This is a genomic window from Pseudomonas sp. HD6515 (assembly GCF_024971855.1).
GTDB lineage: Bacteria > Pseudomonadota > Gammaproteobacteria > Pseudomonadales > Pseudomonadaceae > Aquipseudomonas > Aquipseudomonas alloputida.
In genome coordinates this window covers 1,823,419-1,844,742 of the sequence record NZ_CP079827.1, presented here as the reverse complement: position 1 = coordinate 1,844,742, position 21,324 = coordinate 1,823,419, and the positions used below count along the sequence as shown (strand labels likewise).

The 21,324-nt window shown below is 62.1% G+C and carries 16 protein-coding genes and 1 other RNA gene; 7 read left to right on the top strand and 10 right to left on the bottom strand.

Features of this window, described 5'->3' with window-relative positions; translation table 11 throughout:
* Nucleotide 1: 1 nt before the first annotated feature.
* Both fnrA and KW568_RS08645 read left to right on the top strand, forming a co-directional pair.
* A complete protein-coding gene (fnrA, locus tag KW568_RS08650; RefSeq protein WP_004577073.1) occupies nt 2-736 on the top strand; it encodes a Crp/Fnr family transcriptional regulator FnrA in 735 nt (244 codons plus the stop codon).
* A 55-nt stretch (nt 737-791) separates the two neighbouring features.
* Nucleotides 792-1,340, top strand: coding sequence for an adenine phosphoribosyltransferase (locus tag KW568_RS08645; RefSeq protein WP_003254303.1), 549 nt, complete (start codon nt 792-794; stop codon nt 1,338-1,340).
* A gap of 118 nt (nt 1,341-1,458) precedes the next feature.
* Here the strand turns inward: KW568_RS08645 and recR are convergent, their stop codons facing one another.
* The 3 genes from recR to dnaX form a co-directional block, all read right to left on the bottom strand.
* Nucleotides 1,459-2,061: a recombination mediator RecR gene (gene recR / locus KW568_RS08640; RefSeq protein WP_003254304.1), complete on the bottom strand. Its 603-nt coding sequence runs from the start codon at nt 2,059-2,061 to the stop codon at nt 1,459-1,461.
* A 294-nt stretch (nt 2,062-2,355) separates the two neighbouring features.
* Complete coding sequence (locus KW568_RS08635; protein ID WP_003254305.1) at nt 2,356-2,691, bottom strand: YbaB/EbfC family nucleoid-associated protein; 336 nt, start codon at nt 2,689-2,691, stop codon at nt 2,356-2,358.
* Between the two features lie 63 nt (nt 2,692-2,754).
* The gene (dnaX, locus tag KW568_RS08630) at nt 2,755-4,830 is read right to left on the bottom strand and encodes a DNA polymerase III subunit gamma/tau (protein ID WP_004577056.1); all 2,076 of its coding nucleotides are present in this window, start codon (nt 4,828-4,830) and stop codon (nt 2,755-2,757) included.
* A 121-nt stretch (nt 4,831-4,951) separates the two neighbouring features.
* Here dnaX and KW568_RS08625 point away from each other — a divergent pair, with 121 nt between their 5' ends.
* Together KW568_RS08625 and KW568_RS08620 are read left to right on the top strand one after the other, a co-directional pair.
* Nucleotides 4,952-5,719 carry an ABC transporter substrate-binding protein gene (locus tag KW568_RS08625; RefSeq protein ID WP_004577057.1) on the top strand — a complete coding sequence of 256 codons (768 nt, stop codon included), beginning with the start codon at nt 4,952-4,954 and terminating at the stop codon, nt 5,717-5,719.
* A 95-nt stretch (nt 5,720-5,814) separates the two neighbouring features.
* A protein-coding gene (locus KW568_RS08620; protein ID WP_085983016.1) for an IS3 family transposase occupies nt 5,815-7,169 on the top strand; the annotation gives its coding sequence in 2 pieces (ribosomal slippage) (nt 5,815-6,288 and nt 6,291-7,169; 1,353 coding nt in all).
* A 161-nt stretch (nt 7,170-7,330) separates the two neighbouring features.
* Here KW568_RS08620 and KW568_RS08615 read toward each other — a convergent pair.
* Nucleotides 7,331-7,606, bottom strand: coding sequence for a hypothetical protein (locus KW568_RS08615; protein ID WP_033725979.1), 276 nt, complete (start codon nt 7,604-7,606; stop codon nt 7,331-7,333).
* A gap of 357 nt (nt 7,607-7,963) precedes the next feature.
* Complete coding sequence (locus KW568_RS08610; protein ID WP_004577058.1) at nt 7,964-8,452, bottom strand: DUF2938 domain-containing protein; 489 nt, start codon at nt 8,450-8,452, stop codon at nt 7,964-7,966.
* An 84-nt stretch (nt 8,453-8,536) separates the two neighbouring features.
* Between KW568_RS08610 and KW568_RS08605 the strand changes: the two genes are divergently transcribed.
* On the top strand, nt 8,537-8,956 hold the full coding sequence (locus KW568_RS08605; protein ID WP_003254311.1) for a helix-turn-helix domain-containing protein: 420 nt from the start codon (nt 8,537-8,539) through the stop codon (nt 8,954-8,956).
* Between the two features lie 28 nt (nt 8,957-8,984).
* Here the strand turns inward: KW568_RS08605 and ffs are convergent.
* The 5 genes from ffs to KW568_RS08580 form a co-directional block, all read right to left on the bottom strand.
* Nucleotides 8,985-9,081: signal recognition particle sRNA small type (ffs, locus tag KW568_RS08600), an RNA gene on the bottom strand.
* 226 nt (nt 9,082-9,307) lie between these two features.
* Entirely contained in the window at nt 9,308-11,638 is a 2,331-nt protein-coding gene (gene ligA, locus KW568_RS08595) for an NAD-dependent DNA ligase LigA (RefSeq protein WP_004577059.1), read from the bottom strand.
* 237 nt (nt 11,639-11,875) lie between these two features.
* A complete protein-coding gene (gene zipA, locus KW568_RS08590) occupies nt 11,876-12,769 on the bottom strand; it encodes a cell division protein ZipA (RefSeq protein ID WP_003254313.1) in 894 nt (297 codons plus the stop codon).
* A 204-nt stretch (nt 12,770-12,973) separates the two neighbouring features.
* Nucleotides 12,974-16,462: a chromosome segregation protein SMC gene (gene smc / locus KW568_RS08585; protein ID WP_004577060.1), complete on the bottom strand. Its 3,489-nt coding sequence runs from the start codon at nt 16,460-16,462 to the stop codon at nt 12,974-12,976.
* 3 nt (nt 16,463-16,465) lie between these two features.
* Complete coding sequence (locus KW568_RS08580) at nt 16,466-17,125, bottom strand: GntR family transcriptional regulator (RefSeq protein ID WP_003254317.1); 660 nt, start codon at nt 17,123-17,125, stop codon at nt 16,466-16,468.
* Nucleotides 17,126-17,393: 268 nt separating this feature from the next.
* Between KW568_RS08580 and xdhA the strand changes: the two genes are divergently transcribed.
* Nucleotides 17,394-18,848 carry a xanthine dehydrogenase small subunit gene (xdhA, locus tag KW568_RS08575; protein ID WP_003254319.1) on the top strand — a complete coding sequence of 485 codons (1,455 nt, stop codon included), beginning with the start codon at nt 17,394-17,396 and terminating at the stop codon, nt 18,846-18,848.
* Nucleotides 18,841-21,240 carry a xanthine dehydrogenase molybdopterin binding subunit gene (gene xdhB / locus KW568_RS08570; protein ID WP_004577061.1) on the top strand — a complete coding sequence of 800 codons (2,400 nt, stop codon included), beginning with the start codon at nt 18,841-18,843 and terminating at the stop codon, nt 21,238-21,240. The genes xdhA and xdhB overlap by 8 nt, the downstream gene beginning before the upstream one ends.
* Nucleotides 21,241-21,324: the final 84 nt, after the last annotated feature.

The window sequence follows — 21,324 nt, the reverse complement described above, 5'->3', positions numbered from 1 at the left end:
AATGTCCGAGCCAGTCAAACTGCGCCCACACAACCAGGCCCATTGCAAGGATTGCAGCCTGGCCCCCCTGTGCCTGCCTCTTTCGCTGAACCTGGAAGACATGGACGCACTGGATGAAATCGTCAAACGCGGGCGGCCGCTCAAGAAAGGCGAGTTTCTGTTCCGCCAGGGTGACAGTTTTGGCTCGGTCTACGCAGTACGGTCCGGGGCCCTGAAAACCTTCAGCCTCAGCGACAGCGGCGAAGAGCAGATCACAGGCTTTCACCTGCCCAGCGAACTGGTCGGCCTGTCAGGCATGGATACCGAGGCCTACCCGGTATCGGCCCAGGCCCAGGAAACCACTTCGGTGTGTGAAATCCCCTTCGAGCAGCTGGACGAGCTGTCGGTACAACTGCCACAGCTACGCCGCCAGCTGATGCGGGTAATGAGCCGCGAAATCCGCGACGACCAGCAAATGATGCTGCTGCTGTCGAAAAAAACCGCGGACGAGCGCATTGCCACTTTCCTGGTCAACCTGTCGGCGCGCTTCCGCGCCCGCGGCTATTCAGCCAATCAGTTCCGCCTGAGCATGTCGCGCAACGAAATCGGCAATTACCTTGGCCTGGCGGTAGAAACCGTGTCGCGGGTGTTCACCCGCTTCCAGCAGAACGGCCTGCTGCGCGCCGAGGGCAAGGAAGTGCACATCCTCGACCCGATCCAGCTGTGCGCGCTGGCCGGTGGTGCAATCGAGGCCTGACGCTGGTCTTTAGCGGGTATACTTGGGCATTCGTTTTCCCAGGATACCCGCAACAATGCACAGCGAAGCCTTCGACCTCAAAGCCCTGATCCGCCCGGTAGTGGATTTCCCCAAACCGGGTGTGATCTTCCGCGACATTACCCCGTTGTTCCAGTCGCCACGCGGGCTGCGCTATGTGGCCGATCAGTTCATCGAGCGCTATGTCGAGGCTGAATTCAGCCACATCGGCGCCATGGACGCGCGGGGTTTCCTGATCGGCTCGATCATCGCCCACCAGCTGAACAAGCCGCTGATCCTGTTCCGCAAGCAGGGCAAGCTGCCGGCCGACGTGTTGAGCGAGGGTTACCAGACCGAGTACGGCGAGGCCTTCCTGGAAGTGCATGCCGACAGCCTGTGTGAAGGCGACTCGGTGCTGATCTTCGATGACCTGATTGCTACTGGCGGTACGCTGCTGGCGGCGGCCAACCTGGTGCGTCGTACTGGGGCGCAGGTGTTCGAGGCGGCAGCGATCATCGACCTGCCGGAACTGGACGGTTCGCGCCGGTTGCAGGCGGCCGGGGTGCCTACCTTCTGCCTGACCGAGTTTTCCCTCAGCGAGTACTGAGCGGGCTGTTGGGGCTGCTTTGCAGCCCATTCGCGGGTAAACCCGCGCCTACAAAGGCCGCATATTTTTTGTAGGCGCGGGTTTACCCGCGAATGGGCCGCCAAGCGGCCCCAATGAATCAGAGCGAAATGGGCCGGCGCCCTGCAAAGGCATGGGCCAAGGTACCACCGTCCACCATCTCCAGCTCACCGCCCAGCGGCACACCATGGGCAATGCGAGACGCCACCAAGCCTTTCTCGCTCAGCAACTGGGCAATGTAATGCGCCGTCGCCTCCCCCTCCACCGTCGGGTTGGTCGCCAGGATCACCTCGGTAAAGGTGCCCTGCTCTTCGATCCGCGCCATCAGCTGCGGAATACCGATCGCCTCAGGCCCCAGGCCATCCAACGGCGACAGGTGCCCCTTGAGCACGAAGTAACGGCCACGGTAGCCCGTCTGCTCCACCGCATACACATCGGTCGGCCCCTCGACCACGCACAGCTGGGTGTCGTCACGGCGCGGGTCGGCGCACTGCGGGCACAGTTCCTGCTCGGTGAGGGTGCGACACTGGCGGCAATGCCCTACCCCTTCCATGGCCTGGGTCAAGGCCTGAGCCAGGCGCAGCCCGCCACTGCGGTCGCGCTCGAGCAGTTGCAGGGCCATGCGCTGGGCGGTTTTCTGGCCAACGCCTGGCAAGATGCGCAGGCCGTCGATCAGTTGGCGGATGAGGGGGCTGAAGCTCATGGGAAAGGCCTGACAATTCAATAAGAGGCGGTTTATACCCAGCGGGGGCGGTGGCGTCAAATCACCTCGCCCAAAGCCTGAAAGGTCTGCTTTTTTGTGGGAGCGGCCTTGTGTCGCGAAAGGGCTGCGAAGCAGCCCCGGCACTCTATGCTGCAAAGCTGGAATCCGGAGGCCGCTTCGCGCCCCTTTCGCGACACAAGGCCGCCCCCACATAAAGAGCAGACCGCAGCCGGGTGAAATCTACGCAAAAAAAACGCCGCTGATATCAGCGGCGTTTTTGAGTACCTCAATGCCTTAGAACGGCATCTTGAAGCCTGGCGGCAGCTGCATGCCGGCGGTCATGCCGCCCATCTTTTCCTGGCTGCTTTGCTCAACCTTGCGCACGGCGTCGTTCAGCGCAGCGGCAATGAGGTCCTCCAGAACTTCCTTGTCGTCTTCATCAGTCGACATCAGGCTCTGGTCGATGCTGACGCGCTTGACGTCGTGACGACCGGTCATCACCACGCTCACCAGACCGCCACCGGACTGACCGGTGACTTCGGCGTTGGCCAGTTCTTCCTGCATCTTCTGCATTTTTTCCTGCATCTGCTGGGCCTGCTTCATCAGGCCGGCCATGCCACCTTTCATCATGGGGTATACCTCGATTGGGTCGTGTGATGCGGCCCGGCACCGGGCCGGCCGCATGGTTATCCGTTACTGGCCCTGACTGGCCAGGGCTTCTACAGGCTCAATAGTATCCTGCCGCACCTTGGCGCCGAACAACTTGATCATCTGCTGGATCAACGGATCCTGCTCGATCGACGCGACGGCGTCCTGCTGACGCTCGGCACGCTTGCGCGCTGCGGCCTGAGCCGGGGTTTCCTGCTCGGGCAGGATCAGCTCGATGCGCAGGTTCAGCGTGCGCCCCAAGTGCTGGTTGAGCGCTTCGTTCAGGCGCCGCTGCTGGGTGGCGTTGAACAACGCACCCTGGCCCGGGTCCAGATGCAGCAACCAGTCGTCGCCATCGGCGGCAATCAGCGTACAGTTTGCCGCGATGTTGCCTGTCATCCCGGACACAGGCAACTGTGGGAATAATTCCAGCCATTGCAAGGCCAGGCCGGTGGCCGGTTTGGCTGCCGGCAACGGTTCGGCAGCCAGTTTGGACACGTCTTCCTGAACATGCTCGGCCAATTCGTCCAGGTAGCTGAAACCTGCCGGATCGCTTTCGCCGCCGTAATAGTCTTCGTCAAGCGGCGGCTCATCGTCGCGCTCCATCCCTACGGCAGCGTAGGCAGACGGGTCGAAAGGCGGCTCGTCGTGTGCCGGGGCGGCCTGTGGGGGCGCCACCGGGGCAACAGGCTCGGGCGCAGGTGCCGGTTCAGGCGCGGGTTCGGCCGCTAACGGCGCGGGTGCAACGGCAGGCTCTTCCCACGGCAGGTCGACCACTTCGGCAACAGGCTCAGGTACGGAGATGGCCTCGGCTTCGGCCTTCAGCTCAACATCTGCCTCGGCCTCCGGTTCATGATCAGCCGTCGCGGGTGCAGGCACCTCCAGCTGCGGGGCTTGCGCAACAGGCTCCGCCGGCACAGCCGCGACAGGCGATGAAAGCGCGACCGGCGCCGCGGCTGCCACCTGCCCTGCAGGATCAGCTGTGGCCTGGCTGATCCCCGTTGGCTTTAGCACCGGCTTCGGTGCATCGTCCGTGTCTGCCGGGCGGAACGCCAGCATGCGCAGCAGCACCATCTCGAAGCCACCGCGCGGGTCCGGCGCAAGGGGCAGGTCACGGCGGCCTATCAGGCCCATCTGATAATAGAACTGCACATCCTCGGCCGGCAGCGCCGAAGCCAGCGCCAATACCCGCTCGCGATCACCCTGGCCGTTGTCTACCGCTTCGGGCAGCGCCTGGGCAATGGCTACACGGTGCAGCACATTGAGCATTTCGGCCAGAACGCCCGACCAGTCCGGCCCTTGCTCGGCCAGGTTACGCACGGCCTCCAGCAAAGCCCTGGCATCGCCTTCGAGCAGTGCCTGCAAGACCCCATACACCTGGCCATGGTCGAGGCTACCCAACATGGCACGTACATCGGCAGCGAGTACCTTGCCTTCACCAAAGGCGATGGCCTGGTCGGTCAGGCTCATGGCATCGCGCATGGAACCATCGGCGGCACGGCCCAGCAGCCACAGGGCATCCTCCTCGAACGGCACGTTCTCGGCGGCCAGTACGTGGCTGAGGTGCTCCACCACCCGCTCCGGGCTCATGTTCTTCAACGAGAACTGCAGGCAGCGCGACAGGATGGTGGCCGGCAGCTTCTGCGGGTCGGTGGTGGCGAGGATGAACTTGACGTAGGGCGGCGGCTCTTCCAGCGTCTTGAGCAAGGCGTTGAACGAGTGGGTCGAGAGCATGTGCACTTCGTCGATCAGGTAGACCTTGAAGCGCCCACGGCTGGGGGCGTACTGCACGTTATCGAGCAGTTCGCGAGTGTCCTCGACCTTGGTACGGCTGGCGGCGTCGATCTCGATCAGGTCGACGAAACGGCCTTCGTCGATTTCACGGCACACCGAACAGGTGCCACAGGGCGTGGAGGTGATGCCGGTTTCACAGTTCAGGCACTTGGCGATAATACGGGCGATGGTGGTCTTGCCCACGCCGCGGGTACCGGTGAACAGGTAGGCATGGTGCAGGCGCTGGTTGTCCAAGGCATTGATCAAGGCCTTGAGCACATGGGTCTGGCCGACCATTTCGCGGAACGAGCGCGGACGCCATTTTCGTGCAAGAACCTGATAACTCATCGAAAAACCATCGTAGCCTGATCGAGCGGAAGATCGCTAATGCTAGCGGAGCGGGGGCAAAATTGCACCCTGCGCAACTCGTCTAAGCTTGGAATGGCGCATTGTCCAGGGAGGATTGCCTTTGCGAAGACTGCTGGCCCTGTTACTGCTGTGGTCTACAAACAGCCTGGCTGACCAGCCGGTGCTGCGCTTTTCCGTCGCCGAGAGCTGGAGCATGCCGCTGGTACGCATCGAAGGCGATCAGCCAGTGGAGGGATTGCTTTACGACCTGATGCAAGCCGTTGCCAGGCAAGTGGGCGCTCGCCCCGAGTTCCATGTCATGGCCCGCCTGCGCCTGGAGGAGGCCATGAGCAGCGGCGACATTGATGTCCGTTGCTACGTCAGTACCCAATGGCTCAACGACCGCCCAAGGGATTTTGTGTGGAGTATCCCGCTGATTCATCAGCGTGACGTACTGGTCGGCCTCGCCGGCGACAGCAACCCGATATCCCCGGAGCAACTGCCACCCCAGGCGATCGGCACGGTGCTTGGCTACACCTATTCAACCCTGCAACCGCTGCTGGACCACGGCCAGCTGCACCGTGAGGACAGCCGCAGCCAGTTGCTGGTGCTGCAAAAGCTGCAGGCAGGCCGGTATCGCCATGCGGTGAGCAATCAGTTGTCGTTGCAGTGGTTCAACCAAGGGTTGCCAGCGGAGCAGCAATTGCAAGCGCTGGCAGTGCTGGACGAACAGGATTTGGGGTGCATGGTGCGCAACGATCCGGCGATACCGACACAAGGGCTGTTGCGGGCGTTGGTAAGGATGAAGCAGTCGGGGGAGATCGAGCGGATTTTGCAGCGGTATGGAAGGGTGAGCGACTCCGGCTCTATGTCGCTGACCCAGCCCTAGCCAGTAGCCTGATGGAAGGCAAACCCTCGCAAAGCTTGCGCGCCCCTTGGACTGCCCCCAAGAAGTTGGACACCAATCCAACCCTTGGGGGATCTATGGGTAAGTACACCGAGCAATTCAAGCTCACAGCGATCACAGCCTACCTGGATGGCAGCAACGGTTTCCGAAAGGTGGCTCAACACTTAGGTATCGATTTCAGCCTGCTTCGACGCTGGGTGGCCAGTTATCAGGCCAATAATGGCATTGGTCCAGGCTCGCATGGGCGGCGCTATACCAGTGATTTCAAACAGCAGGTGCTTAGCTATATGCACGAGCATCGGCTTTCGCTGCGCCAGACCGCTGCCCACTTTGGTCTTGGGCAGTCTTCTCAGATAGGCATTTGGCAGCGGCAGTACTACAGTGGCAGTCCTGCACCCTCTACTGCCATCAAGCCAAGAAAGCCAATCGACGTGTCGAAGAAGATCAAGCCTGCCAAACCCACCGATACCAATGATGATCAGAAGTCTCGAGATCAGCTGATGGCTGAACTTGAGTACCTGCGCATGGAGAATGCTGTCCTAAAGGAGCTCAAGGCTCTGCGCGAGGAAAAGGAACGAACACGCGGGAAAAAGTCCTGATCGTTTCCAAACTCAAGCGCAGGTTTCCTTTGCCTGACCTCCTTCAACTGGTCGAGCTGGCGCGCAGCACCTTCTACTACCAGCTCAAAGCTCAGCAGAAGCCAGATCGGCATGCTGAGCTCAAGGCATTGGTGCATCGCGTCTACCACGAGCAGAAAGGGCTTTATGGTTATCGCCGTATCGCACTCGTAATCAGGAAGGAAAAGCGGGTGAACAAGAAGGTCATTGAACGGCTGATGGCTGAGCAGGGATTGAAATCAGTAGTGCGCCCCAAGAAATATCGCTCCTATCGAGGTACCGTCGGTAAAGTGGCAGCGAATGTACTGGAGCGAAATTTTATCGCTCAACGCCCAAACCAAAAGTGGGTGACTGACGTAACCGAGTTCAAAGTAGCTCAACAGAAGCTCTATCTGTCGCCCGTGATGGATTTGTACAACGGCGAAATCGTGGCCTACGAAATGGCCAGCCGCCCGTGCTATAGCCTGGTTGGGAACATGCTTGGCAAAGCGCTCGATTGCCTGGGAGAGAAACCGAAGCTCGTGCTGCATTCGGATCAGGGATGGCATTACCAGCAGGCGCAATACCGCCGTAAGCTAAGCGAATGTGGGGTAAAGCAGAGCATGTCTCGAAAAGGCAATTGCCTGGACAACGCGGCCATGGAAAGCTTCTTCGGCACGCTCAAGTCTGAGTTTTTCTACCTGAAGCGTTTCGAGAGCATTGATGAGCTGAGAGCGGGTCTGGATGAGTACATTCACTACTACAACCATGATCGCATCAAGCTGAGGCTCAATGGCCTGAGCCCTGTGGAGTACAGGGCTCAGGCTGCAGCTTAAAACTGTCCAACTTTTGGGGGGCAGTCCACCTTGTGGGAGCAACTGTCTTGCTCAATTTCTAAAAGCCGGTGCCATCCACCGCGTCGCCTGCTTCGCGGGTGAATCCGCTCCCACAGGGTTATTCGCTATCCCTGCAATCTCTACTTGCTCCAAGGCCGGAATCAATGGCTTCTCCGCTCAAACGCCAATGCCACAGCATCCGCCTGCCCCCAGGCAATCTGCATGGCCCGCAAACCATGCTCCAACAACTGCCTGGTTTCTTCGTCCTGAATACGCTCAAGCGCCCGCCGGCTATCGCTGTAGGCGAACATCAGGTAGTGGGAAACATTCATCAACGCGAACTCCATCGGGACGATGCCTTCGCTGATCGCGCGGGAAAGGGATTTGCCTTGGGGAAGATCGAAGACGTGGGGCGGATCGGGGACCCGTTTTTTCATGAGTTCACCATACCGGGCTGAGAGCACCCTTTCGCTTCCACACTTAGGGTGACAGTTGTACGCGGGGTGGAAGACCAGGGGTATGGCAAACCCGGCAGGCCCGAAGGCCTCCCACGCACAACCGTCATATCGACAGCCGCCAAACCACCCAGGCTTCCACACCCGATCACTGAACTGACAGCGACCGCGAAAGCCTAGTGGGCGAGGTTGACCGGGACAATCAGACGGGAGTCGACGGAACACGTAGGATAATTCGCTATGCCTGCCTGACGTGTAGGGGCTTTCCTAGACTGTTATCAGACCTATCTTAAAGTGGGCACTCTGATCATGTGCTTACTGTTATCGGGCTCCCTGTCTTCACACCAAAGCCCGTAAATACGCACTCAAGAACAACCCCACACCAAACACAAAATGCGTGGCCAGGCTCTTCAGACAGTTCCGCGCAGGTGTCGGCGTTCTGGACGCAAAGAACCCTGCCCCCATCGCCGGCTGCATGAGGCAAAACGGCGCCACGACTGTACCCACACCCACAACTACTGCAGGTAAAAGAGTAGGCGACCGCAACCAGCCCTCCCCTACGATCACAAGCAGCAGCATCGCGAAAAGCACGCCGGTGGCGTAGTGAATCACCCATCCCCACGCCAACTCATTTCGCACCGGTTCCGCTTTGGCAATCGCTTGGTGCGAAACACGCCCACCTAGCAAGTGCCCCGCCCAACGCCCGACCATGGCAAAGTTCAGCGTTGCCACACCCAACCGCCTCAGCAGCAGCCCCCACAGGTCCATCACTACAGTGGCACCTATGCCAATCGGCAATGCAGCTAAAAACATCGCAGTAAACGTCATTGAACAAGCCCTCGAAAGTTGACGGTCATTACCCATGCCGCGCAGCATAGAAGTTGAAGTCAACTTCAAGTCAAGGGCCCCGAAATGGACATTGCCGACGTCGCCAAACGCACAGGCGTACCTGCATCGACACTGCGTTACTACGAGAAGAAAGGCTTGCTCAAGTCGCTTGCCGGGCACGGTCAGCGTCGACAGTTTGCAGCCGATGTGGCGGACAGGCTGGCGCTGATCGCCCTGGGGCAGGCTGCGGGGTTTTCGCTGGATGAAGTGGGGGCGATGCTGGTGGACCTGCAGGTCGACAGGCAGATGCTGATAGCAAAGGCGGACGAGCTGGATGCGCGGATCAAGCGCTTGCAGGCGATGAGCAAGGGGTTGCGGCATGCCGCGCAATGCCCTGAGAAAGATCATCTGACATGCCCGAAATTCCAGCAGCTGATGAAGCTGTCGGCGGCAGGAGCATTGGGCGAAAAGCAGAAAAGAACGAAGACGTTCGTTACAGATTGAGGTTTTCCGACCCCAGAAATGGAGGCGGCCCCACCAGCCACACCCCGGCACTCGATGTTCCCGCTATGGCTGCTCCCTTCCGGGCCTGACCAGGTTAACGGGTAATCAATGCGGGGGGACCGATGGGGCCACCACTACATGCCTCGCTGAGCAGCGAGTGGCGCCATTGTACCGGTCTTTGGGGCAGATACAACCACTGCGGCAGAAAAAGTCATCATTTCTCAATGACTTGTCAGGGGCGAGACGGCCTGGACGGGCCTCTTCGCGGGTAAACCCGCTCCTACGGGGGACCGCGCAGGCTTTTCGAGTTTTGAGCAAGGCAGTTGCCCCCCACAGGGGGGGCACGGATGCCTAGACCGCTATGCCCTGTTCGGCCAGGAATGTGACGAAGGCATCTTCGTCCAGTACCTTCACACCCAGCTCAGCAGCCTTGGCCAGCTTGGAACCTGCCCCCGGCCCTGCCACCACGCAGTGGGTCTTGCCGGAAACGGAACCGGCAACCTTGGCCCCCAGGCTTTCCAGCTTGTCCTTGGCAATGTCCCGACTCATGCGCTCCAGCGTACCGGTCAGCACCCAGGTCTGGCCGGCCAGCGGCAAGCCTTCGGCCACCTTCTTCTCGCTGCTCCAGTGCATGCCGAATGCCAGCAGCTGCGCTTCGATGTCCCGGGCCAGTTTCTGGTTTGCTTCATCCTTGAAGAACTCACGCACTGCGTCGGCCTGCTTGGCCGCCAGGGCCTGGCGCAGGTCAATGCCGTCGGCGGCGATGATCTTGTCCAGGCTGTCGAGCTTGGCCACCAACTTCTCGGCACCGGTCGGGCCGACGGAGGCAATGTCGAGCTTGGCGATCATCCCGGCCAAGGTGGTGCTGGCGGCAAATTCGGCGGCCAGCTCACCTTCGTCCTGCAACTGCATACCGCTGTCGAGCAGCTGCTGGATAACCTTCTGGTTGTGCTCGTCTTCAAAGAAATTGTGGATCTCGTAGGCCACTTCGAGACCGATGTCCGGCAAATAGGTCAGCACCTGCGGCAATGCCTGCTGCACGCGCGCCAGGCTGCCCAGCGAGCGGGCCAGCACCTTGGCAGTCTCCTCGCCGACATCCGGGATGCCCAGCGCGTAGATGAAGCGCGCCAGGCTCGGGCGCTTGCTGGCTTCGATGGCATCCAGCAGCTTCTGGGTCGACACCTCGGCAAAGCCTTCAAGGCCGACGACCTGCTCGAACTGCAGCTTGTACAGGTCAGCCGGCGAGCCGATCAGGCCTTCATCCACCAACTGCTCGACACTCTTCTCACCCAGGCCGTCGATGTCCATGGCACGGCGCGACACATAATGAATGATCGCCTGCTTGAGCTGCGCGCCACAGGCCAGGCGGCCGACGCAGCGGTACACCGCACCTTCGCTGGTGGTTTCCTTGCCCTTGCTGCGTTTGACCAGCTGGGTGCGCTCAACCTGCGAACCACACACCGGGCACTCGCTTGGCACTTCTACCGGGCGGGCGTCTTGCGGACGACGCTCCAGCACCACCTGCATCACCTGCGGGATCACGTCGCCGGCCCTGCGAATGATCACCGTGTCGCCGATGCGCAGGCCCAGGCGGGCGATTTCGTCCATGTTGTGCAAGGTGGCGTTGGACACGGTCACACCGGCCACCTTGACCGGCTTCAGCCGCGCCACAGGCGTTACGGCACCCGTACGGCCAACCTGGAACTCAACGTCCAGCACCTCGGTCAGCTCTTCCATGGCCGGGAACTTGTGGGCAATCGCCCAGCGCGGCTCACGGGCGCGGAAGCCCAGCTCGCGCTGGGCGGTCAGGCTGTTGACCTTGAACACTACACCGTCGATCTCATACGGCAGGCTGTTACGCCGCTCGCCAATGTCGCGGTAGTAGGCCAGGCATTCTTCGATGCCCGCCGCATGCTTGAGCTCGCGGCTGATCGGCAGGCCCCAGGCCTTGAGTTGCTCGAGGATGCCGATGTGGCTGTCGCCGATGCTTTCGGACAACTGGCCGACGCCATAGCAGCAGAACTCCAGTGGGCGGCTGGCGGTGATTTTCGAGTCCAGCTGGCGCAAGCTGCCAGCAGCGGCATTGCGCGGGTTGGCGAAGGTCTTGCCACCGGCCTCGGCCTGGGCGGCATTGAGCCGGTCGAAACCGGCCTTGCTCATGTACACCTCGCCGCGCACCTCCAGCACTGCCGGCCAGCCCTTACCCTGCAACTTGAGCGGGATGTTGCGCACGGTGCGTACGTTGGCGCTGATGTCTTCGCCAGTGGTGCCGTCGCCCCGGGTGGCGCCCTGCACCAACTGTCCGTCGCGGTACAGCAGGCTCACGGCCAGGCCATCGAGCTTGGGTTCGCAGCTGTAGTCGACCGCACCCGGCTGATCGAGGCCTTCTACCACACGGCGACCGAACTCACGCAGGTCGGCTTCTTCAAAGGCGTTGCCCAGGCTGAGCATGGGCACTTCGTGGCGCACCTGGCTGAACGCAGCCAAGGCAGCGCCGCCAACGCGCTGGGTGGGCGAGTCGGGGGTTACCAGGTGCGGGTGTTCGGCTTCCAGCACCTTGAGCTCGTTGAACAGGCGGTCGTATTCGGCATCAGGCACGCTGGGCTCGTCGAGCACGTAGTAGCGATAGTTATGCTGATCGAGCTCGGCACGCAGTTCGAGGATACGGGTTTCGGCGGTCATGGGATTTGTCTTCTCTTGCAAAGCAAAAGAGCAGCTTGGGGGTGGTGCGTGGGGTATCAGGTGTCTGTTGACTGTGCCGGCCTCTTCGCGAGTAAACCCGCTCCTACAAGGGCGTCACATGCCCTAGGGCGGTGATGTACCTGTAGGAGCGGGTTTACCCGCGAAGAGGCCGGCACAGGCAACGACGATACCCGAACCGGCCAGCACGCCCTCAGGCTGCTCTTTCGTCTGGATCTGTCAGCGTTTCTGGGTCAGCGCACGGCGCTCGAACTCGACGATACGCTGGCGGTAGTGCTCGATGGTCTGGGCAGTCAGCACGCTGCGCTGGTCATCCTTGAGCTCACCGTTCAGTTCGTGGGCCAGCTTGCGTGCCGCGGCAACCATCACGTCGAAAGCCTGCTTCGGATGACGCGGGCCCGGCAAACCGAGGAAGAAGCTCACAGCGCGAGTGCTGAAGTGATCGATGTCGTCCAGGTCGAACACGCCAGGCTTGACTGCGTTGGCCATCGAGAACAGCACCTCGCCGTGACCGGCCATGCTCTCGTGGCGGTGGAAGATGTCCATTTCGCCGAAGCGCAAGCCGCTTTCCAGGATGTTCTGCAGCAGCGCCGGGCCCTTGAAGCCACCCTCGTCGCGGGAGATCACGCTGATGACCAGCACCTCTTCGGCGGGTGGCAACTCCTTGACGCTGCTGCTGGCAGGCGCTGCGCCGCTGCTACGGTTGTTGTCGGCGGCAAAGTCGTCATCGCTGTCGGCAAACAGGTCGGGCTCGCGCTGCTCGGCGCTCAGGTTCAGGTCACCCTGCTGTACATCGGCAGCCGCACTGGCACGCTTGCCGCGCTTGCTGGCCTTGACCGGCTTGGGCTCACGCTCGCGATCACGCGCAGACGCGCTGAGCGACGGCAAGTCGCTTTCGTCCAGCTCAGGCTCCTTGTGGGTATCGAGCACTCGCGACGGGCCGAGCACTTCGGCACTGCCACCCTCTTCGTCCGGCAGGTTGGAATAACTGCGATCCAGACGGAATTTCAACTTGCCTTTCCCGCCGCGCATGCGGCGCCAGCCGTCGAAAAGAATCCCGGCGATAACAATGATGCCGATGAGGATCAGCCACTCGCGCAGACCGATTTCCATGTAATCCCGTGCCTCTATAAAAATATGCTTGAAAACAAAGGGTTCAAAGCCCTTTAACACGTGGCGCCAACTCTATGTTCTGACAGGCGTTTTACCCACGCAAAAAACGAGTGACATTAAGCTAGCACGACCAAAGACAACTTTACACCGTCTGTCGCACACGGCGGGGCATTTCGCTGCAGAATGTGCCCCTATCGTCGTGCATCAAGCGTCGACCATGGCCATGGCCGCCTCCACATCAACTGCAACAAGGCGTGAACATCCCGGCTCATGCATGGTCACCCCCATCAATTGGTCCGCCATCTCCATGGCAATCTTGTTATGGGTGATGTAGATGAACTGCACGCTTTCACTCATTTCCTTGACCAGACGCGCGTAGCGCCCGACGTTGGCATCGTCCAGCGGCGCATCGACCTCGTCGAGCATGCAGAACGGTGCGGGGTTCAACTTGAAGATGGCAAACACCAGCGCCAAAGCGGTCAGTGCCTTCTCGCCGCCGGACAGCAGATGGATGGTGCTGTTCTTCTTGCCCGGCGGTCGCGCCATGATCGTTACCCCTGTATCGAGTAGATCTTCGCCCGTCAGTTCCAGATAAGCGCTGCCACCACCGAAAACTTTTGGGAAAAGTGCCTGTAATCCGGCATTTATCTGATCAAAGGTATCCTTGAAGCGGTTGCGGGTTTCCTTGTCGATCTTGCGGATGACGTTTTCGAGGGTCTCCAGCGCTTCGACCAGGTCGGCGTCCTGAGCGTCCAGGTATCGTTTGCGCTCGGATTGCTGCTCGTATTCTTCGATGGCCGCCAGGTTGATCGCCCCCAGGCGCTGGATGCGCGCTTCAAGCTGCTCCAGTTCCTGTTCGGTACCCTGCTCGCTGGCCTCGGTTTCCAGGGTGGCGAGCACGCCTTGCAGGTCATAGCCGTCGGCCAGCAACTGCTCTTGCAGGGTCTTGCGCCGCACATCCAGGCCCTGGCACTCCAGGCGCAACTGCTCCAGTTGACCACGCAGCAGCTGGGCCTGCTGCTCGGCCTGGGTACGGCGTTTTTCGGCATCGCGCAGTTCGCGGTCAGCTTCGTCCATGTGCAGGCGAGCCAGGCGCATTTCCTCGTCGACGCTCATGCGCCGCTCCAGCAGCTCCTCCAGTCTCAGGCGCAGTTCTTCCTGCGGGGCTTCACCCTCCTCCAGGTTCAGGCTCAGTTGTTCCTGGCGCTCGGTCAGGCGCGCAGCTTGCTGCTCCAGACGCTCCAGCGCCTGGCGGGTGGAGTCGTGCTGGGCACGCAACGACCCCAGGCGCACCGCCAGCTGGTGAGCGTGGTCCTTGTGCTGGCGGGCCTCCTGACGCACCCGGTCAAGGCTTTCGCGCAGGGTGTCGCGGCGGGCCTTCAACTGTTCGCGCTGCTCGGTGTCCTGGGCCATGAGCTCCAGAGCCTCTTGCAGCAGCAGGCGTGCTTCGCCCAGTTGCTCGTGTTCCAGGGCGCGCTGCTCTTCCAGCTCGCCCAGCTCTTCGTGCAGGCGGCGGCGGCGCAGCTCGACCTGCTCGGCGCGCGCGCGGCTGGCCGAAAGACTGGCCTTCAGCTCGCCGTGCAGGCGGTTTTCATCCTGTGTGCGGCGGCGCAACTGTTCGCGCTGCTCCTCCAGGTCCAGTTGCTGCTCGCGCAGCGCCTGCAACTGTTGATCGAGCTGTTCCAGCGCCGCTTCCTGCTCCAGTTGTTCCTGGCCCAGGCGTTCGATTTCCTGGCCGCGCGCCAGCACGCCGCCTTCGGCCTCGCCACCTCGGCGTACCCGCAGGAAGTGCCGGCCGACCCAGTAGCCATCACGACTGACCAGGCTCTGCCCTTCGCCGAGCGACCCGCGCTGCTCCAGTGCCTGAGCCAGGTCTTCCACAGGCCTGACCTGGCCCAGCCAGGGCGCCAGGTCGATACGGCCCTCAACCTTCTCCAGCAAGCTGCCGGGCAACGTCGCCCCCGCGCCGACGGCCAGCAGCAAGCGCAGCTCACCCTGTTCCAGGCCCGCAAAATCGAGGTCGTTGAAATCGTCCACCAGCACAGCCTGCAGATCGGCGCCAAGCACCGTCTCTACCGCCAGCTCCCAACCCGGCTCCACCCGCAAGCCTTCGGCCAGCCGCGGCTGTTGCTCCAGCCCTTGGCCGTGCAGCCATTGCGCAGCACCTGCGCCCGGCTCCAGGGCGGCCTGCTGCAAGGCTTCAAGCGAGGCCAGGCGCCCGCCCAGGCGCTGCAGGTCGCCCTGTGCCTGCTGTTGCGCCCGGGTGGCCTGCTGCAGTTGCTCGCGCGCGCTTTCCAGGCGCTCGATCACCTGCTCTTCGCAGAGCTGCAGTTCTTCCAGCAGCATTTCGCTGCTGGCCAATTGCTCGGCCAGTTCGAACATGGCGGCATCCTGCGGGTCGCTGCCCAGTTGCTCGCGCTCCTCGACCAACTTGCGCTGGCGCTCGGCCTGGCGCTCAAGGCTGGTTTCCAGCTGCAGCAGACGCGCCTGCTGCACTTCGGCCTGGCGGCGCGGTTCGGCGGAGCGGCTGTTGAAGCTGTCCCACTGCTCCTGCCAGCCGTGCATGCCCAGCTCGGCCTCTTCAAGCGCGGCAGCGGCTTCCTCGGCAGCCGCCAGGGTCATTTCCTGCTCGGGTTCGAGCATGACCAGCTCTTCGCTCAGGGTTGCCAGCAAGGTACGGTCGTGCCCCAGGTGCGATTCGGTTTCCAGGCGTGTGCGCTCGGCTTCCTTGAAGTCGTCCTGCAACTGGCGCAGGCGCTGCTGGCCGTGCTGAATGCTCTGCTCGACCCGGGCGATGTCACCGGCCACCGAGTAGAAACGGCCCTGCACCTGGTTGAAGCGTTCGGACAGTTCGTGATGACCGTCGCGCAGGCGTTCGATACTGGCATCGGCATTGCGCTGCTCGGCCACCAGCGCCTCGTGAGAAACGCCCTGGTCGCCGATCACCGATTCGCGCTGGCGGACTTGTTCGTCCAGGCCTCGCCAGCGCAAGGCAGACAGGCGCGCTTTCATCTGCCGCTCCTGAGCCTTGTACTCACGGTACTTCTCGGCGGCCTGGGCCTGGCGATGCAGACGCTCCAGCTGGCGCTCGAGCTCTTCGCGCAGGTCGGTCAGACGCGCCAGGTTTTCCTGGGTGCGGCGGATGCGGTTCTCGGTTTCGCGGCGGCGCTCCTTGTATTTGGAAATCCCCGCCGCTTCCTCGATGAAGTTGCGCAGCTCCTCGGGCTTGGCCTCGATCAGCTTGGAGATCATGCCCTGCTCGATGATCGAGTAGCTGCGCGGCCCCAGCCCCGTCCCGAGGAAGATATCGGTGATGTCACGCCGGCGGCACTTGGTGCCGTTGAGGTAATAGCTGTTCTGCCCGTCGCGGGTAACCTTGCGGCGGATCGAAATCTCGGCGTAGGCGGCATACTCGCCGACCAGGGTGGTTTCGCTGTTGTCGAACACCAGTTCGATACTGGCCTGGCTGACCGGCTTGCGGCCACTGGAGCCGTTGAAGATGACGTCGGTCATCGACTCGCCGCGCAGGTTTTTCGCCGAACTCTCGCCCATCACCCAACGCACCGCGTCGATGATATTGGACTTGCCGCAGCCGTTTGGGCCGACCACGGCCGCCATGTTGCTGGGGAAGTTGACCGTGGTCGGATCGACGAACGACTTGAACCCGGCCAGGCGAATGCACTTCAGGCGCATCGGTCAGCCTCTGGCCAGTGCCGCCAGCACCAGTTCGCAGCTGCGCTGGCCATAGGCGGTGAGCACCTCGCGAATGCGCGGCAGGTCGCGGGAGACCACGGCTTCGAGCAGGCGGGCGAACAGGTCGAGATAGTCGATCATGTTGGCCTGGCGCTGGTCCAGCGACAGGTAATAGGCACGGCTCATGGCCGGTTGCAGGTTTTCCACGGTTTCCTGCAGGAACGGGTTGTCGGCGAACGGATAGGCCGCACGCATGACCGCAAAACTGTCGGCGACGAAGGTCTTGATGTCGAGCTGGTCATGGGCACGCTGCAGCCGCTGCTGGATCTCCAGAAACGGGCGCAGGTCGGCTTCGGTGCGCCATTTTTGCGCAACCGCATTGCCCAGCAGGATGTAGAACTCGCCCATCAGCGAGCACAGGCTACGAACGCTGCGTTCGTCCAGTTCGGTGACATGGGCACCACGTCGCGGCAGGATCGCCACCAGATGGCGGCGTTCGAGGATCAGCAGTGCTTCGCGCACCGAGCCGCGGCTGACGTTGAGCGCCTGGGTAACCTTCTGCTCCTGGATACGTTCGCCCGGCGCCAGCTCGCCGCGGATGATGCGTTCGGCCAGGTAATCGGCAATCTGCTCGGAGAGGCTGTCCGGGGCCTTGAACGTCATGGTTTTCCTTCAAAATCATTGAACTGGGCACAAGGGGCGAATTGTAGCGTACTTGGGCGGTAATCGCGCAGAGGGGCCAGGTGGTTTATTTGACCTTTCAGACAGCCACGCGCCCGGCGCGATCTATGCTTGGAATAGAGGCAGTGTGTGCGGCTGGGCATGGATACGTGCATTTTCTTGACCTTTTAGTCAGAAAAATATTGACCTGCTAGACAGGTCTTGCTTAGAGTCCGCCCAACAACAATAAAACCATTGCGAGGCCATCCCCGTGATCCAGTTTCTCGTCAACCAGGAGCTGCGTAGTGAGCACGCCCTGGACCCTAACATGACAGTGCTGCAGTACCTGCGCGAGCACCTGGGCAAACCCGGCACAAAGGAGGGCTGCGCCAGTGGTGACTGCGGTGCGTGCACCGTGGTGGTCGGTGAACTGAGCCAGGACGACCAAGGCAACGACAGCCTGCGCTACCGCAGCCTCAATTCGTGCCTGACCTTTGTGTCGTCGCTGCACGGCAAGCAACTGATCAGCGTCGAGGGGCTCAAGCACCAAGGCCAGCTGCACAGCGTGCAACAGGCCATGGCCGATTGCCATGGATCGCAGTGCGGCTTCTGCACCCCCGGCTTTGTCATGTCGCTGTTCGCCCTGCAAAAGAACAGCAGCGGCCCTGACCTGCACCAGGCCCAGGAAGCCCTGGCTGGCAACCTGTGCCGCTGCACCGGTTACCGGCCGATCCTCGACGCCGCCGAGCAGAGCTGCCGCCAGCCCTGCCGCGACCAGTTCGATGCCCAGCAGGCGCAAACCATCAGCCGCCTCAAGGCCATTGCCCCGACGCAGACCGGCGAGCTGAACAGCGGCGACAAGCGCTGCCTGGTGCCGCTGACCGTGGCGGATCTGGCCGACCTGTACAGCTCGCACCCCGAAGCGCGGCTGCTGGCCGGTGGTACCGACCTGGCGCTGGAAGTCACCCAGTTCCACAAGACCTTGCCCGTGATGATCTACGTCGGCCACGTGGCCGAGCTCAAGCGCATCGAGAAAACCGCCAGCCACCTGGAAATCGGCGCCGCCACCCCGCTCACCGACTGCTATGGCGCGCTTAACGAGGAATATCCCGACTTCGGCGCCCTGCTGCACCGCTTTGCCTCGCTGCAGATACGCAACCAGGGCACCCTCGGCGGCAACATCGGCAACGCCTCGCCAATCGGCGACTCGCCACCCCTGCTGATCGCCCTGGACGCGCAGGTGGTGCTGCGCCAGGGTGAACGCCAACGGGTGATGCCACTGGAAGACTACTTCATCGACTACCGCATCACGGCTCGCCAGGACAGCGAGTTCATCGAGAAGATCATCGTACCGCGCGCCTCCAGTGACTGGGCGTTCCGCGCCTATAAAGTATCCAAACGCCTGGACGACGACATCTCGGCCGTGTGCGCAGCCTTCAACCTGAGCATCGAAGACGGTGTGGTCAGCGGTGTGCGGATCGCCTTCGGCGGCATGGCGGCGATACCCAAGCGCGCCCGTGCCTGCGAGGCAGCGTTGCGCGGCAAGCCGTGGAACCAGGCCGCCATCGAGCGCGCCTGCCAGGCCCTGGCGGAGGACTTCACCCCACTCAGCGACTTCCGCGCCAGCAAGGAATACCGCCTGCTGACCGCGCAGAACCTGCTGCGCAAGTACTTCATCGAACAGCAAACGCCGCACATCGAAACCCGGGTGACCGCTTATGTCTAACCATCACGTAGCCAAAAGCCAGGCCGAGATGGCCGAACTGTTCAGCCAGGACCTGACCACCGGGGTCGGCCGCAGCGTCAAGCACGACAGCGCCGACAAGCATGTATCCGGCGAGGCTGTGTACATCGACGACCGCCTGGAATTCCCCAACCAGTTGCACGTCTACGCCCGCACCGCCGACCGCGCCCATGCGCGCATCCTGCGCATCGACACCACGCCGTGCTACGCCTTCGAGGGCGTGCGCATTGCCATCACCCACGAAGACATCCCCGGCCTGAAGGACATCGGCCCGGTGGTGGCCGGCGACCCATTGCTGGCCATCGACAAGGTCGAGTTCTTCGGCCAGCCGGTGCTCGCTGTCGCTGCCCGCGATCTTGAAACCGCACGTAAAGCGGCCATGGCCGCCATCGTCGAGTACGAAGACCTGGAGCCGGTGCTGGACGTGGTCGATGCACTGCGCAAGAAGCACTTCGTGCTCGACAGCCACACCCACCAGCGCGGCGATTCGGCTGCCGCCCTGGCCAGCGCCCCGCACCGCATTCAGGGCACCCTGCACATCGGCGGCCAGGAGCACTTCTACCTGGAAACGCAGATTTCCTCGGTCATGCCCACCGAAGACGGCGGCATGATCGTCTACTGCTCCACGCAGAACCCCACCGAAGTGCAGAAACTGGTCGCCGAAGTGCTCGACGTGCCGATGAACAAGGTGGTGCTGGACATGCGCCGCATGGGTGGCGGTTTTGGCGGCAAGGAAACCCAGGCCGCCAGCCCGGCATGCTTGTGCGCGGTAGTCGCGCGCCTGACCGGCCAGCCAACCAAGATGCGCCTGCCGCGGGTCGAAGACATGACCATGACCGGCAAGCGCCACCCGTTTTACGTCGAGTATGACGTGGGCTTCGACGACAACGGCCGGCTGCACGGTATCAATTTCGACCTGGCCGGCAATTGCGGCTATTCGCCCGACCTGTCCGGTTCGATCGTCGACCGCGCCATGTTCCACTCCGACAACGCTTACTACCTGGGCGACGCCACCGTCCACGGCCACCGCTGCAAGACCAACACCGCCTCCAACACCGCCTACCGCGGCTTTGGCGGCCCACAGGGTATGGTCGCCATCGAGCAGGTGATGGACCATATCGCCCGTCATCTGGGCCGCGACCCACTGGCCGTGCGCAAGGCCAACTACTACGGCAAGACCGAACGCAACGTCACCCACTACTACCAGACCGTCGAGCACAACATGCTCGAGGAGATGACCGCCGAACTGGAAGCCAGCAGCGACTACGCCGAACGCCGCGAGTCGATCCGCCGCTTCAACGCCAACAGCCCGATCCTGAAGAAAGGCCTGGCACTGACACCGGTCAAGTTCGGCATTTCGTTCACCGCCACCTTCCTCAACCAGGCCGGTGCACTGATCCATATCTACACCGACGGCAGCATTCACCTGAACCACGGCGGCACCGAAATGGGCCAGGGCCTGAACACCAAGGTGGCCCAGGTGGTGGCGCAGATCTTCCAGGTGGACTTCAGCCGCATCCAGATCACTGCCACCAACACCGACAAGGTACCCAACACCTCGCCAACCGCAGCGTCGAGTGGTGCCGACCTGAACGGCAAGGCGGCGCAGAACGCGGCCGAAATCCTCAAGAAACGCCTGACCGAGTTTGCCGCACGGCATTATCAGGTGACCGAGGAAGACGTCGAATTCCGTAACGGCCATGTGCGGGTGCGCGACCAGATCGTCAGCTTTGAGCAACTGGTGCAGCAGGCTTACTTCGCTCAGGTGTCGCTGTCCAGCACCGGGTTCTACCGCACACCGAAAATCTTCTACGACCGCAGCCAGGCACGCGGCCGGCCGTTCTACTACTTCGCCTTTGGCGCTGCATGCGTGGAAGTGATCGTCGATACGCTGACCGGCGAATACAAGATGTTGCGCGCCGACATCCTGCACGACGTGGGCGATTCGCTGAACCCTGCGATCGACATCGGCCAGGTAGAGGGCGGTTTCATCCAGGGCATGGGCTGGCTGACTACCGAAGAGCTGGTGTGGAACGCCAAAGGCAAGCTGATGACCAACGGCCCGGCCAGCTACAAGATCCCGGCCGTGGCCGACATGCCACTGGACTTGCGGGTGAAGCTGGTGGAAAACCGCAAGAACCCGGAAGACACCGTGTTCCACTCCAAGGCCGTGGGCGAGCCGCCGTTCATGCTGGGCATTGCCGCCTGGTGCGCGATCAAGGATGCCGTAGCCAGCCTGGCTGATTACCGCGTGCAGCCGCAGGTGGACGCGCCGGCAACACCGGAGCGGGTGCTGTGGGGCTGTGAGCAGATGCGCAAGGCGGTGGCTGCCACTCAGTCCGCAGAACCGGAGCTGGAAACCGTCACCCAGTAACGCCGCGCTCCGCTTTTTCTGTGGGAGCGGCCTTGTGTCGCGAAAGGGCTGCGCAGCAGCCCCAAATATGTATGTTGCTTTAAA